Source organism: Youhaiella tibetensis (assembly GCF_008000755.1).
GTDB lineage: Bacteria > Pseudomonadota > Alphaproteobacteria > Rhizobiales > Devosiaceae > Paradevosia > Paradevosia tibetensis.
Window position 1 is genome coordinate 4043133 of sequence record NZ_CP041690.1, and the last position, 13756, is coordinate 4056888.

Genomic DNA, 13756 nt, shown 5'->3' on the forward strand with positions numbered 1-13756 from the left:
TATGACGAGCGAGAATACCAAGCCCCAGGAAGCCAACTGGGAGGAGCTGCGCCCCCAGTTGATCAAGCTCGCCCTCGAGCTCGGCCCCCTGGTGGTGTTCTTCGTGGCCAACGCGCGCGCCGATATCTTCACGGCAACCGGCTGGTTCATGGGCGCCATGGTGGCGTCGCTCGCGCTCTCCTGGCTCATCCTGCGCAAGGTTGCGATCATGCCGCTGGTGACCGGCGTCGTCGTGGTCATTTTCGGCGGACTGACGCTCTGGCTCAAGGACGACACCTTTATCAAGATGAAGCCGACCATCGTCGACACGCTCTTTGCGGTCGTGCTGCTGGGCGGGCTGCTGTTCAAGCAGTCGCTGCTCAAATACGTCTTTGGCGAAGTCTATAAGCTCAAGCCGGAGGGCTGGACGGTAATGACGCTGCGCTGGGGCCTGTTCTTCCTGGCGCTCGCCATCCTCAACGAGCTGATCTGGCGCAATTTCTCCACCGATCTCTGGGTGGCCTTCAAGGTATGGGCGGTGATGCCGATCACCGTGGTCTTCACCATGTTCCAGCTGCCGCTGCTGCAGAAATACGCCCTCGAGCCGGAAGAAGAGCCCAGCCCGGCCCAGTGACGAAAAAAAGCCCCGGGCGCAGGTACCGGGGCTTTTCTTTTTGCCGGCGAACCAGGGTCAGACGCGCTTGATCAGCTCGTCCTTGCTGTCCACCGTCAGCGTGATCTCGTCATCGCCGACCGAGGCGATCTGCTCGGGCAGGATGTAGCGGTCCGCCGCGAACAGTCCATCCGCATCGAGCCGCACATAGCCTTCGTTGAGCAGCCGCTCGCGGATTTCTTCGGGCAGCTCGTTAGGGTGGAATGCCTCGGCGAGATTGTTGATGATCGAATCCCGGCCCTTCATGTCGCCCGGGTTGATACCGGCCGTTTCCGGCCCGGGACGGCTGGGGTCCTCGTCGCTGTATTTGAAGTCGTCGACCACCCCGATATGGCGGTGGTGATTGTCGAAAACACGCATCCCGACATGAATGCCTTGCGGAAGTCCTTCCATCCGTTCCTCCTGTGGTTGCCGATTGGTCTCGGCGAGGTAACGGACTTGGCGCGGCGATTGTTCCCCTCAGCTCTGGGACGACGCCTTCTCGATGGCCGGGATGATCTCGCGCGTCAGCGTTTCCGGCGACATCGGGCCCACATGCTTGAAAGTGATGACCCCGTTCTTGTCCACGATGAACGTCTCGGGCACGCCATAGACGCCCCAGTCGATCGAAACGCGATTGTCCCGGTCGGCACCGATGCGGTCATAGGGATTGCCCAGGTCCTTGAGGAACGCCGCCGCGTTCTCGGGCGCGTCCTTCTGGTTGATGCCGAACAGGCGCACGCCCGTGGCCGCCTTGAGCTGGGTCAGCACCGGATGCTCGGCGCGGCACGGAATGCACCAGGAGGCGAAAACGTTGACCACCGTCACCTCGCCCTTGAGCGCCTCGGTATCGAAACCGGGGACGCCCACGCCATCGACGGCCGCCAGGGTGAACTGCGGCGCTGGCTTGTTGATGAGGACCGACTGGACAAGGCTCGGGTCGCGGTTGAGGCTGGTCGCGAACACGGCAACCAGCGCCACGAGCGCGATCAGCGGCAGCGCGAGCAGGGCGATACGGGTCAAGTAGTCTTCTCCGCGCGGCGCCGGACGCCCTGCGCCTCAAGCTCTGCGATGCGCTTCTCGACGCGGCGGCCCGAAAGCACGATCCAGGCGATGAGCGCGACGACCGCCGCGGTCACCCCGACATAAGCCCAGATGATGAAGACGGCGTGGGGTCCAAGATCCATTTACTTGGCTCCTTCGGCCGCTGCCGCCCGCTGCCGCTCGAGCGTGGCAAGGCGCCGGCGGCGGATTTCGGTATGCATGGATTTGATCTGGAGCGTGATGAACAGCAGCGTGAACGCGCCCATCATCACCAGCAACGGGGTGAGGATCGAGCCCGGCATGCGCGGCCCGTCGGGCGTGATGACGCTCGAGGGCTGGTGCAGGGTCTGCCACCAGTCGACCGAAAACTTGACGATCGGGATATTGATCGCACCGATGAGGGTGAAGACCGCCACCACGCGCCCGGCGCGCAACTGGTCCTCGAAGGCGCGCCAGAGTGCGATGAGGCCCAGGTAGATGAGCAGCAGCACGAGCGTGGAGGTCATGCGCCCGTCCCACTCCCAAAACGTGCCCCAGGTCGGGCGGCCCCAAAGCGAACCGGTATAGAGCGCCAAGGCCGTAAAAACCGCCCCCAGCGGCGCGGCAGCCTTCATCGAGACGTCGGCCATCGGGTGGCGCCAGATCAGGCTGCCGAGCGCCGAGACCGCCATCACGCCGTAGACGAACTGGCTCAACCACGCATTGGGTACGTGGATGTACATGATCCGCACCGTATTCCCCATCTGGTAGTCGGGCGGGGAATCGAGGAACGCGAAATAAAGGCCGGCGGCGAAGAGGATCGCCGTCAGGATCGTCAGCGGCCACAGCAGCGGACGCGACCAGCCGAGGAACTGGCTGGGATTGGCGATCCGCGCGAACCAATTGGGTTTGGGAGCTACATCCAAGGTCATGGAGAGGTTGTCTATTCCTCGCTCACGCGCAGTGCAAGCGCTCCGGCGAAGGGAGCGATGGCCAGAAGCACGAGGCTTATTGCCGCAAGAAACAGCATCGCGGCGCCGGACTGCTGTCCCGAAATGGCCGAGCTGCCGAAGATCAGGAGTGGTATGGCGAGCGGCAGGATCAGCACGGGCGCTATGAGCCCGCCACGCGGCAAGGACACCGTGACTGCTGCGCCCATGGCGCCGAGCGCCACGAGCCCAGGCGTGCCGAGCAGCAGCGAGAGCACCGTACGGAGCCAGCTCTCCATGTCCATGTTGAGCAGAACCGCCAGGACGGGGGTTGCCGCGATCAGAGGCAGCGCCGTCAGCAGCCAATGCGCAATCACTTTTGCGGCAACGATGGCTTCGAGCGGCGTACGCGAGAAGCGGAAGAGCTGGAGCGAGCCGTCTTCGGCGTCGTTGCGGAAAAGCCGGTCGAGCCCTAGCAGCAACGAGAGAAATGCCGCGATCCAGGTGAGGCCGGGGGCGAGCTTGGCCAGCATCGCCTTGTCCGGCCCGATGGCGAACGGCACGATCGCGCCGACCATGACGAAGAACAGGACGAGCGTGAGCGCGTCGCCCCCGATGCGGGTCGCCAGCTTTAGGTCGCGCCCGATGATGGCCAGGAAACCCTTCACGCGCCCAGCTCCAGGGTCCGTACGCGCGTGCCGTCGGCGATCCTGAGTTCAAGATGGGTGGCGGCAACCGCCAGCCCCCCCGCCGCCAGATGTGCGTCGATCAACTCGCCCACCAGCCGGTCACCGTCCTTGTCGAGTGCAGAAGTCGGCTCGTCCAGCAGCCAGATGGGGCGCGGCGACACCAGCAGCCGCGCCAGCGCCAGCCGTCGCGTCTGCCCGGCCGAAAGATAACCCGCATCGAGACCGGCGATGGATGCCAGCCCGACCCGGCGCAACGCGGCCATGACGTCACCCTCCCCGCCATTGAGCGCGGCCCAGGCCTCGAGATTTTCGGCGACCTTGAGCCGGCCCTTGACCGCCGAGAGGTGCCCCAGGAAATGCACGTCCTCTTCCCAGCGCTCCTCGCCATCCTGTCCGGAAAAAACCACGCTCCCCGCATCGGGACGCAGGAACCCCGCCAGGCACTTCATCAGGCTGGTCTTGCCCGCGCCGTTGGGGCCGCGAAGCAGCAGGATCTCGCCCGGTGCCACGGCAAAACCCACGTCCGCGAACAGCAGCCGCTCCCCGCGCCGCAGGGCAAGGCCGGTTACGCTCAGCGTGCGGGCGGGCAAAGAGTTCGTTAGGGACATGGCTTTCATGTCCTATTGAACTCATAGAGGCACTGGCAAGCTGGAAATGATTTGACTATAAGCCCCTCTAGATTGGACTGGTTCCAATCTCCGAGACGCCCCAACTGGTCCGAGGGACCCCTTCTGGGTCCTATTGTCGCAGGCCTTTTCGGGGTGGAGCGGCCAACCCAAAGCGAAGGCGGTCTCCCGTGACTCAATCCCTCAACAGCTTCAATTCAAAGACGACGCTCACGGTCGGAGGGAAGACCTATACCTACTTCTCGATTCCCGAAGCCGAGAAGAACGGCCTGCCCGGGGTTTCCAAGCTCCCTCATTCGCTCAAGGTCGTCCTTGAAAACCTGCTGCGCTTCGAAGACGGGCGCACGGTCACCAAGGAAGACATCAAGGCCTTTGTGACCTGGCTGACGGAAAAGACTTCCGAGCACGAAATCTCCTACCGCCCCGCGCGCGTGCTGATGCAGGACTTCACCGGCGTCCCCGCCGTGGTCGACCTCGCCGCCATGCGCGACGCCACCGCCAAGCTCGGCGCCGATCCCCAGAAGATCAATCCGCTCGTCCCCGTCGACCTCGTCATCGACCACTCGGTGATGGTCGACAGCTTCGGCACCCCGCTCGCCTTCAACCAGAACGTCGAGCTCGAATATGAGCGTAATGGCGAGCGCTACGAGTTCCTGCGCTGGGGCCAGCAGGCGTTCGACAATTTCCGCGTCGTGCCCCCCGGCACCGGCATCTGCCACCAAGTGAACCTGGAATACCTGGCCCAGACCGTCTGGACCAAGGACGAGAACGGCGAGACCGTCGCCTACCCCGATACGCTCGTGGGCACCGACAGCCACACCACCATGGTCAACGGCCTCTCGGTCCTGGGCTGGGGCGTGGGCGGCATCGAGGCCGAGGCCGCCATGCTCGGCCAGCCCATCACCATGCTGATCCCGGAAGTCATCGGCTTCAAGCTCACCGGCAAGATCAACGAAGGCATCACCGCCACGGACCTCGTGCTCACCGTCACCGAGATGCTCCGCAAGAAGGGCGTCGTCGGCAAGTTCGTCGAGTTCTACGGCCCGGGCCTTGACCACCTCTCCCTCGAGGACCAGGCGACCATCGCCAACATGGCTCCCGAATACGGCGCCACCTGCGGCTTCTTCCCGGTCGATACCGACACCCTTTCCTACCTCACCACCTCCGGCCGCACCGCCGACCGCGTCGCGCTCGTGGAAGCCTATTCGAAGGCCCAGGGCATGTTCCGCGAGACCGCCTCGCCCGATCCGGTCTTCACCGACACGCTCGAGCTCGACCTTTCGACGGTCGTGCCCTCGATCTCCGGCCCCAAGCGCCCGCAGGACCGTCTCGTCCTCGCCGAGGCCAAGGACAAGTTCGCCGCTTCGCTGGTCAAGGATTTCGCCAAGACCGATGATCCCAAGGTCGCCGTGGACGGCGAGGATTTCTCCATCGGTCACGGCGACGTCGTCATCGCCGCCATTACCTCGTGCACCAATACCTCCAACCCTTCGGTGCTGGTCGCCGCCGGCCTCGTCGCCCGCAAAGCGCGCGAGCTCGGCCTCAATTCCAAGCCGTGGGTCAAAACCTCGCTGGCCCCCGGCTCGCAGGTGGTCACCGACTACCTCACCGCCTCGGGCCTGCAGGCCGATCTCGACGCCATCGGCTTCAACCTCGTCGGCTATGGCTGCACCACCTGCATCGGCAATTCCGGCCCGCTGCCGCCGGCCATTTCCAAGGCCGTGCAGGCCGGCGACCTCGTCGCAGCCTCGGTGCTCTCGGGCAACCGTAACTTCGAAGGGCGCGTGAACCCCGACGTCAAGGCGAACTTCCTCGCCTCCCCACCGCTGGTCGTCGCCTATGCGCTGGCCGGCTCGCTCAAGATCGACATCACCAAGGACGCGATCGGCACGGGCAAGGATGGACAGCCCGTCTATCTCAAGGACATCTGGCCGACCAACAAGGAAATTGCCGACATCGTGCGCGCCAACGTCACGCCGCAGATGTTCACCAAGCGCTATTCGGACGTCTTCAAGGGCGACGAGCATTGGCAGGGCATCACCATCGATGGCGGCGAGACCTATGGCTGGAACTCGTCCTCGACCTATGTGCAGAACCCGCCCTATTTCGACGATCTCAAGATGACCCCGGCGCCGGTCACCGACATCAAGGATGCCCGCGTCCTCGGTCTCTTCCTCGATTCGATCACCACCGACCACATTTCCCCGGCCGGTTCGTTCAAGCCCTCGACCCCCGCCGGCATCTACCTCACCGAGCACCAGGTCGCGCCCAAGGACTTCAACTCCTATGGCGCCCGTCGCGGCAACCACGAAGTCATGATGCGCGGCACCTTCGCCAACATTCGCATCAAGAACCAGATGGTGCCGGGCGTGGAAGGCGGCTTCACCCTGGGGCCGAACGGCCAGCAGATGCCGATCTACGACGCCGCCATGGCCTACGAGAAGTCCGAGACGCCGCTGGTGATCTTCGCCGGCAAGGAATACGGCACCGGCTCCTCGCGCGACTGGGCGGCCAAGGGCACCCGCCTGCTGGGCGTTCGCGCCGTCGTGGCGCAGAGCTTCGAGCGCATCCACCGCTCCAACCTCATCGGCATGGGTGTGCTGCCGCTCCAGTTCGCCGATGGCGAAAGCTGGCAGACGCTTGGCCTTAACGGCACCGAAACCGTGACCATCGAGGGCCTCACCACCCTCACGCCGCGTTCGGACGTCGTCGTCAAGATCGTCCACTCGGATGGCCGCATCTCGGAGGTGAAGACCCGCTGCCGCATCGATACCGAGAACGAGCTCGACTACTACAATAACGGCGGCATCCTGCACTACGTGCTGCGCAACCTCGTCGCGGCCTGATTTCGATCCCTCCGAGGGGCGGAAAACCTCCGCCTCTCGGGGACCCCGGCGCGGCCTCCCGGCAACGTGTAGAGGTCGACGTCCTGCCTCTCACCGATTTGACTGGCAGTCAGAAAAATCCGTGCCTAGAACTTTGCCCATGATTTTCAGACCGCTCCTGGGCACATTCCTCGGTTTGCTTCTCGCGCTTCCCGCCGACGCGCTCGAAGTGCGCGTCCAGCCCAAGGCGGTTCTCGAGCTCTTCACCTCCCAGGGCTGCGCCTCTTGTCCGCCGGCGGACGCCCTGCTCACCAAGCTCGCCCAGCGCCCCGATGTCATCGCGCTTTCATACCACGTGGACTATTGGGACTATATCGGCTGGCCCGACACGTTCGGTGCCAAGGCCAATACCGCCCGGCAGAAGGACTACGCGACCCGCTGGGGCAGCAACCGCATCTATACCCCGCAAATGGTCGTCAACGGCGTCAAGGGCGTGGTCGGCTCGCGCCAGCAGGAAATCGACGGCGTCGTACGCTCCACCAAGCTGACCCTGCCCGTCGCGCTCAACACCTCGGACGGCATGCTCGCCATCGACATCGAGGGACAGGCCGGCCTTGCCGATGCAGTGGTCTGGCTCGTGACCTATCTCGATCGCGCCGATGTCGCCATCGAGCGCGGCGAGAACGAAGGCAAGCATGTGACCTACACCAACGTCGTGACCTCCCGGCAGGCGATCGGCATGTGGGAACCGGGCGCCGGCGCCCATCTCAAGCTGCCGCTCTCCGAAGTCATGACCGGCGACAGTAACGGCGCGGTCATCATCGTGCAGGAGGAAGCCGGGGGCCTGCCCGGAAATATTCTGGGCGCTGCGGCATTTCAGCAATAGTGGAGCCCCAATAACAAAACTCCCGCCTGGGCAAGGCGGGAGGAAATCAGTCTGACTGGTCTTTAGGGGCGGCCGGTGTCTGGGCATCGTGGTTTGGGGGCTCGGTCAGCCCGGACACCGGCCACTGGAGGCAATGACGATGTTATGCCGACGCTTTCGGGCGCCAGCGCGGACACATTGTGTTCGAAATTGGGTAATTTCGCGTAGAGCGAGACATAATCCGCTATATCGGACACAGGATGGAAACCGGTGTACAGCAGGCGCTTGCTTCCGCCGGCAAACAACGCGATCATGACGGATCGATGACGTAGCCGACGATGGGAGTATGCAGTTGGCCGAAGGGCAGCAGGGTGCACCCAAGGGATTGAGCCTCGTGCATGTCAACGAGCACCCCTCGCCCCATGCTCCCAACCGTCCGGCGCCCTACGTAGCTTTCGACCGCACCGAATTGAGCCTCATCCTGGCCGTCTACGGCCGCAAGGTCGCCAAGGGCGAGTGGCGCGACTACGCCATGGATTTCCTGCGCGAGCGTGCGGTGTTTTCCGCCTTCGCCCGCAATTCCGAGCGCCCTCTCTATTCCATCGAGAAGCAGCCCAAGCTGCGCAATCGCCAGGGTCAGTACCTTGTAATCAACCAGCAGGGCCGCATCCTCAAGCGCGGCCATGACCTGCGGCTGGTCCTCAACGTGCTCGAACCGCATTTCGCGGTCGTGACGTGACGGCGCCCACCGTAAGGGCGGCAACCGCCGCGGACATCCCCGCGATGAGCGTGGTGCTCACCGCCTCCATCCGCGAGCTCTGCCAGGCCGATCACCAGAACCGGTCCGAGGTTCTGTCCGGCTGGCTGCGCAACAAGTCCGAAGCCGGCGTGCGCGATATGCTGGAAAGCGAGCCAACGACGCTTTACGTGGCCGAGATCGAGGGCCAGATCGCCGGCGTCGGCGCCACCATGAACGACGGCTCGATCCGCCTCAACTACGTCTCGCCCGATTTCCGCTTCCGGGGGGTGAGCCGGGCCTTGATGGCGCATATGGAAGACGCGCTTCGGACGGCCGGCTTCGAATTTGCCACTCTCAACAGCAGCACCACCGCCCACCGCTTCTACCAGGAAGGCGGCTGGGTGGACGTGGGCGAGCCCCAAACCGGGCTCACCCTCGTGGCCTACCCCATGCGCAAGGCGCTCTGAGGACACCGCGTCCTTCTTCTCCAGAGCCGCCTGAATATCTCCGCTCGCGAGGCGCCGTGCATTAGCGCCGGCTCAGGGCGTTGAGGACGCCGAGCGCGCGAAAGAAGCCTAGAGCGCCCTCTGCATGTGGACGATATCGAGCCAGCGGTCGAACTTGTAGCCGAGTTGGGGGAACTCGCCGAGCACCTCGAACCCGAACTTGCGGTGGAGCGCGATCGAGGCCTCCGTCCCGCCGGTGATGATGGCGATCATCTGCTTGAAGCCGAAGGCCTGCGACTGCGCGATGAGCTCAGTCATGAGCTTTGCGCCCAATCCCTTCCCCACCGCATCCGGAGCGAGATAGAGCGTATCCTCGCAGGTGAACCGGTAAGCCGGCCGGGGACGGAAGGTGGACGCATAGGCATATCCGCGGACGCGGCCCTCTTCCTCGGCCACGATGAGGGGGTGCCCCAGATCCACCATATGGCCGAACTTTTCGGCCATGGCCGTTTCGCTGGGCACCTCCAGGTCGAACGTCACCACCGCGTTTTTCACGTAGTGCGCATAGATCGCAGTGATGGGAGCAACGTCCGACCAGTTGAAGGGACGCAGGATGGGTTCGGGCTGGGACACGAGGAAAGCTTCCAAAGCAAAAGGGCCACGGTCGTTTTAGACCGTGGCCCCGATAGCTTCCAACGAGAAATCTTGATCGCTGGAGCGTGTTTTCTTGATGTTAGTTGCGGTTGCCGAACAGGCGCAGCAGCATCAGGAACAGGTTGATGAAGTCCAGGTAGAGCGAGAGAGCGCCCATGATGGCGTTCTTGTGCAGCACGTCGGCGCCATAGGCTTCCGAATAGCTTTCCTTGATCTTCTGCGTGTCATAGGCGGTCAGGCCCACGAAGACCAGCACGCCCACGATCGAGATGCCGAACGAGAGGGCGCCCGAGTTGAAGAAGATGTTCACGATCGAGGCGATCACGATGCCGATCAGGCCCATGAACAGGAACGAGCCCATTCCGGTCAGGTCGCGCTTGGTGGTGTAGCCCCAAAGGCTCATCGCGCCGAACATGGCGGCGGTGATGAAGAACACCTTGGCGATCGAAGCGCCGGTATAGACCAGGAAGATCGAGGACAGCGACAAGCCCATGACGGCCGCGAACGCCCAGAAGGTGATCTGTGCGGCGCCCGTGGAGAGCTTGTTGATCCCGAAGCTGAGCACCAGCACGAAGGCCAGCGGCGCCAGCGCCACCACCCACATCAGCGGGCTGGTGAAGAGCAGGACGCCCCAGTTCGTCAGGTAGGTGCCATCGGCCATCTGGGCGGCGGCGTTTGTGGCATTGGTGGTGATCGCAGCGGCGCTGGCGAAGTAAGCCACCAGGCCGGTCACGACCAGGCCGAGACCCATGTAATTGTAAACGCGCAGCATGTAGCTGCGCAGACCCTCGTCAATGGCGGCGGCGGAGCCGGCCCGCGCAGAGATGGTCGGTCTGTCAAATTGTGCCATTGGTTTCCCTTTCACATAACCAAGTGTGGCTTAGGATCCCAAGGACTTGAGCCACCTGCCGCACAATATGGCGGTGGCGTGTTCCAACTTCAAGGTCAAACCCCTGTGGCACTTGGGCTTTGCGGACTTGTCCGGTCAAACTGATGTGAAGGCAGGCAGCCCCTAACTTGTTGAGTGGCCGCCCCGAGGTCTTTTCCCGCGTCATATTCGTGTTACCGTTCAAGGGCGAGTGTGCCGAATCGGGATGCGTAAACGGGGAGAAAACTCATGCCTCGTCTCTTCACCGGCTTGGAGGTCCCCAAGGAGGTGGCCTTCGCCCTCTCGCTCAAGCGTGGCGGCCTGCATGGCGCTCGCTGGATCGATGCCGACAATTACCACATCACCCTGCGCTTCATCGGCGATGTCGACTACGCGACCGCCAACGAGGTGAGCGCAAGCCTGGAGCGCCTTGCCAACGGGCTGTCTTTCTCCGTCCGGCTTACTCAGCTCGGGGCGTTCGGTGGCAACAAACCCCACGCCCTCTATGCCGGGGTCGAGCTCAACGAGACCCTCAGCCGCCTTCAGGCCGCCCAGGAGCGGGTGCTGCAACGGATCGGGCTCGAGCCCGAGAGCCGCAAGTACACTCCGCACGTGACCCTGGCGCGCCTGCGGGGCACCGCACCCGAGGAACTGGCGCGCTATCTTGCCATGTCCGGCCGGTTCGAGCCGCTGCAATTCCCGGTCGGACGGTTCGTGCTGTTTTCGAGCCGGGACTCGGTAGGGGGCGGTCCCTACGTGGTCGAGCAGAGCTATCCACTGGCTGCCTGACCGGGACGCGCACGCGCGTTCAGAATTCATTCATCCTGAACGCGTTAACACCCAACTGCGTGATCGGCAGCGCCAAATTGCGGTCAAATTTGACCCTCAATGAAAGCGAATTCGTTCAAAAACGCCGCGTTTTGAGACCTTGGTAACCATGTTTACCGCATCCTACGCACTGTCGGTCTCTGTCGGCCCCAAATGAAATCAAGGATGGTTTGGCGATGAAATCCTCGACCCGTGGCATGCTGTTCGGAATTTTGGCAGGCGCCATTGCGGTCAGCGGGCTCACCCCTGCAATGGCCCAGAGCGCCGGCGCCAAGAGCCTCGGTACCTTTAAGGCCTGGACGGCCTGGCAGGGCACCGATGCGAACGGCATGATCTGCTACATTTCGGCCCAGCCCAGTTCCAGCGAGCCCAAGGGCGCCAATCGCGACCCCATTCATTTCCTGGTGATCCACCGCAAGGGCCTGGGAACCAAGAACGAGGTCCAGACCCTGATCGGCTACCCCTATAATGCCCAGTCGCCCAATGCGAGCGCGGCCGTGGATGGCAAGACCTATCCGATGGTCACTGAAGGTTCGGCCGCCTGGCTGGCGAGCGCCGGCGACGAAGGCGGCTTCGTGGGCGCCATGAAGGCGGGCTCGAACCTTGTGGTCAAGGGTACCAGCCAGCGCGGCACCGACACTGTCGACACCTATTCGCTCAGCGGCGTCACCGCCGCCATGGCCGCCATCGACAAGGCCTGCAGCTAAACCCGGCGCAAAGGCTGGAATCGCGACGGGCGGTCCGCTATGGTCCGCCCGCTATCGCACGACCCTGAGGCCCTTATGATCTTCGCTCCCAAGCCCTGCGCCGCCCTCGTTCTTGTTGGGCTCGCCCTGGCGAGCACCGGTGCGCAGGCCCAGAACGTTCGCCTCCTCGGAGACTTCCGCGACTGGTCGTCCTACGCCACCACCGAGGGATCGGGGGCGCTCTGCTTCGCCCTTTCCAAGCCCAAGACCGTCGACCCCACGCCCGATGGTTATTCGCAGGCCTATCTCTACGTGACCCATCGGCCGGCCGAGAACATCACCAACGAGGTGAACCTGGTCGCCGGCTTCACCTTCGCGCCCGATAGCCCCGCGACGCTGAGCGTCGGCAGCCAGGCCTTCCAGCTCTTTACCGAGAACGACGCCGCCTGGCTCCAGGACCCGGGCCAGAGCGACGCCCTCGCGAGCGCCATTCGCGCCGGCTCGACCCTGGTCGTGGAGGCGACGACCGACAAGGGCATCCGCGTGACCGAGACCTTCTCGCTTTCGGGCGCCACCGCCGCCTCCCGGGCCATCGACACCGGATGCTAGATTGGCGCGGGCTCTTGTGCTAAGGGACCGGCCAAACCAGATTGTAAAAGGCGCGCGAGCCTGACGACCCCGGCCAAGTCCGGGGTTAAGTGTTTTGGACGCGCCCTGATGGAACCCTTCGAGTCCGCTGATGAGCATCGCTCTTAATCTCGACCACGCAACTGCGCCGCGTCCGGCGCGCCAGAGCCGCAAGCCCCTGATCGGCCTCGGCCGCGCCGCGCTTGCCCAGACCTTGGTCGAAGGCGGCATCTCCGAGCGCGAAAGCCGCATGCGCGCCAGCCAGCTCTGGAACTGGATGTATGTGAACGGGGTCACCGACTTCGAGCGCATGACCAATATCGGCAAAGGCGTGCGCCAGCAGCTCGCTGACAGCTTCATGCTGGACCGGCCCGAGATCGTCACCGAGCAGGTGTCCTCGGACGGCACCCGCAAGTGGCTGTTCCGCTTCCGCGACCCGGCCAATCCCAACATGCCCCCGGTCGAGGTGGAGACCGTCTATATCCCCGAGGAGGATCGCGGCACGCTCTGCGTTTCCTCCCAGGTCGGTTGCACCCTCACCTGCTCGTTCTGCCACACCGGCACCCAGAAGCTCGTTCGTAACCTCACGGCTGGGGAAATCCTGGGCCAGGTGCTCATGGCCCGCGAACGGCTCGGCGACTTTCCCGGCGGCTCGCGTCCCACCGACGGCCTTGTCCCCTCGGGCGAGACCCGCGCCATCACCAATATCGTGATGATGGGCATGGGCGAGCCCCTCTACAATTACGACAACGTCAAGCAGGCACTGTTGATCGCCTCGGACGAAGCCGGCATCTCCCTTTCCAAGCGCCGCATCACCCTCTCCACCTCCGGCGTCGTTCCCCAGATCGGCCCGACCGGCAGCGAGATCGGCGTGATGCTGGCCATTTCGCTCCATGCCGTGCGCGACGACCTGCGCGACATCCTGGTGCCGATCAACAAGAAGTGGCCACTAAAGGAGCTGCTGCAGGCCTGCCGCGACTATCCGGGCCTTTCCAATGCCCGGCGCATCACCTTCGAATACGTGATGCTGCGCGACATCAACGATTCCGACGCCGATGCGCGCGAACTGGTGCGGTTGCTGGCCGGCATCCCCGCCAAGATCAACCTCATCCCGTTCAATCCCTGGCCCGGCAGCAACTACGAATGCTCGACCTCCTCGCGCATCGAAAAGTTCGCCGATATCGTCAACCGGGCCGGCTACGCCTCCCCGGTGCGCACGCCGCGCGGCCGCGATATCTTCGCGGCCTGCGGCCAGTTGAAGAGCGAAACCGAGCGGCTTTCGAAGAAAGACCGGGAAGCCCTGGCGGGATGACCCACACG

The 13756-nt window shown here is 63.9% G+C and carries 17 protein-coding genes; 9 read left to right on the top strand and 8 right to left on the bottom strand.

The features are described from left to right. The first annotated feature begins 1 nt into the window (after window position 1). Complete coding sequence (locus FNA67_RS19825; RefSeq protein WP_049706805.1) at window positions 2-613, top strand: septation protein A; 612 nt, start codon at window positions 2-4, stop codon at window positions 611-613. Window positions 614-670: 57 nt separating this feature from the next. Here the strand turns inward: FNA67_RS19825 and FNA67_RS19830 are convergent, their stop codons facing one another. The 6 genes from FNA67_RS19830 to ccmA form a co-directional block, all read right to left on the bottom strand. After that, on the bottom strand, window positions 671-1045 hold the full coding sequence (locus FNA67_RS19830) for a hypothetical protein (protein WP_147657834.1): 375 nt from the start codon (window positions 1043-1045) through the stop codon (window positions 671-673). Window positions 1046-1111: 66 nt separating this feature from the next. Then, window positions 1112-1654 (bottom strand): DsbE family thiol:disulfide interchange protein, encoded by a 543-nt coding sequence (locus tag FNA67_RS19835; RefSeq protein WP_147657836.1) that lies wholly within the window; start codon window positions 1652-1654, stop codon window positions 1112-1114. Beyond that, the gene (gene ccmD, locus FNA67_RS19840) at window positions 1651-1818 is read right to left on the bottom strand and encodes a heme exporter protein CcmD (protein WP_082202288.1); all 168 of its coding nucleotides are present in this window, start codon (window positions 1816-1818) and stop codon (window positions 1651-1653) included. Before ccmD ends, FNA67_RS19835 begins: the two co-directional genes overlap by 4 nt. After that, entirely contained in the window at window positions 1819-2586 is a 768-nt protein-coding gene (ccmC, locus tag FNA67_RS19845; protein ID WP_147657838.1) for a heme ABC transporter permease CcmC, read from the bottom strand. An 11-nt stretch (window positions 2587-2597) separates the two neighbouring features. Next, window positions 2598-3251, bottom strand: a complete 654-nt coding sequence (gene ccmB, locus FNA67_RS19850; RefSeq protein ID WP_147657840.1) for a heme exporter protein CcmB — start codon at window positions 3249-3251, stop codon at window positions 2598-2600. Then, window positions 3248-3880 carry a heme ABC exporter ATP-binding protein CcmA gene (ccmA, locus tag FNA67_RS19855; protein ID WP_147657843.1) on the bottom strand — a complete coding sequence of 211 codons (633 nt, stop codon included), beginning with the start codon at window positions 3878-3880 and terminating at the stop codon, window positions 3248-3250. The genes ccmB and ccmA overlap by 4 nt, the downstream gene beginning before the upstream one ends. A gap of 188 nt (window positions 3881-4068) precedes the next feature. Between ccmA and acnA the strand changes: the two genes are divergently transcribed. The 4 genes from acnA to FNA67_RS19875 all read left to right on the top strand — a co-directional run bounded on the left by acnA (window position 4069) and on the right by FNA67_RS19875 (window position 8794). Next, entirely contained in the window at window positions 4069-6744 is a 2676-nt protein-coding gene (gene acnA, locus FNA67_RS19860) for an aconitate hydratase AcnA (RefSeq protein ID WP_147657845.1), read from the top strand. A 139-nt stretch (window positions 6745-6883) separates the two neighbouring features. Further along, a complete protein-coding gene (locus FNA67_RS19865; protein ID WP_147657847.1) occupies window positions 6884-7609 on the top strand; it encodes a DUF1223 domain-containing protein in 726 nt (241 codons plus the stop codon). Window positions 7610-7934: 325 nt separating this feature from the next. After that, complete coding sequence (locus tag FNA67_RS19870) at window positions 7935-8327, top strand: DUF2794 domain-containing protein (RefSeq protein WP_082202290.1); 393 nt, start codon at window positions 7935-7937, stop codon at window positions 8325-8327. Between the two features lie 44 nt (window positions 8328-8371). Then, a complete protein-coding gene (locus FNA67_RS19875) occupies window positions 8372-8794 on the top strand; it encodes a GNAT family N-acetyltransferase (protein WP_147657849.1) in 423 nt (140 codons plus the stop codon). 108 nt (window positions 8795-8902) lie between these two features. Here the strand turns inward: FNA67_RS19875 and FNA67_RS19880 are convergent, their stop codons facing one another. Next, on the bottom strand, window positions 8903-9406 hold the full coding sequence (locus FNA67_RS19880) for a GNAT family N-acetyltransferase (protein ID WP_082202291.1): 504 nt from the start codon (window positions 9404-9406) through the stop codon (window positions 8903-8905). Window positions 9407-9506: 100 nt separating this feature from the next. Further along, complete coding sequence (locus tag FNA67_RS19885; RefSeq protein ID WP_049706813.1) at window positions 9507-10277, bottom strand: Bax inhibitor-1/YccA family protein; 771 nt, start codon at window positions 10275-10277, stop codon at window positions 9507-9509. Window positions 10278-10544: 267 nt separating this feature from the next. On the opposite strand from FNA67_RS19885, the gene thpR reads away from it, so the two are divergent. The 4 genes from thpR (at window position 10545) to rlmN (ending at window position 13748) form a co-directional block, all read left to right on the top strand. Beyond that, entirely contained in the window at window positions 10545-11084 is a 540-nt protein-coding gene (thpR, locus tag FNA67_RS19890; RefSeq protein ID WP_049706814.1) for an RNA 2',3'-cyclic phosphodiesterase, read from the top strand. A 215-nt stretch (window positions 11085-11299) separates the two neighbouring features. Then, entirely contained in the window at window positions 11300-11830 is a 531-nt protein-coding gene (locus FNA67_RS19895; RefSeq protein ID WP_049706815.1) for an invasion associated locus B family protein, read from the top strand. Between the two features lie 75 nt (window positions 11831-11905). Continuing rightward, on the top strand, window positions 11906-12418 hold the full coding sequence (locus tag FNA67_RS19900; protein WP_049706816.1) for an invasion associated locus B family protein: 513 nt from the start codon (window positions 11906-11908) through the stop codon (window positions 12416-12418). 130 nt (window positions 12419-12548) lie between these two features. Then, window positions 12549-13748, top strand: a complete 1200-nt coding sequence (rlmN, locus tag FNA67_RS19905) for a dual-specificity RNA methyltransferase RlmN (protein ID WP_147657851.1) — start codon at window positions 12549-12551, stop codon at window positions 13746-13748. The last annotated feature ends 8 nt before the right edge of the window (window positions 13749-13756 follow it).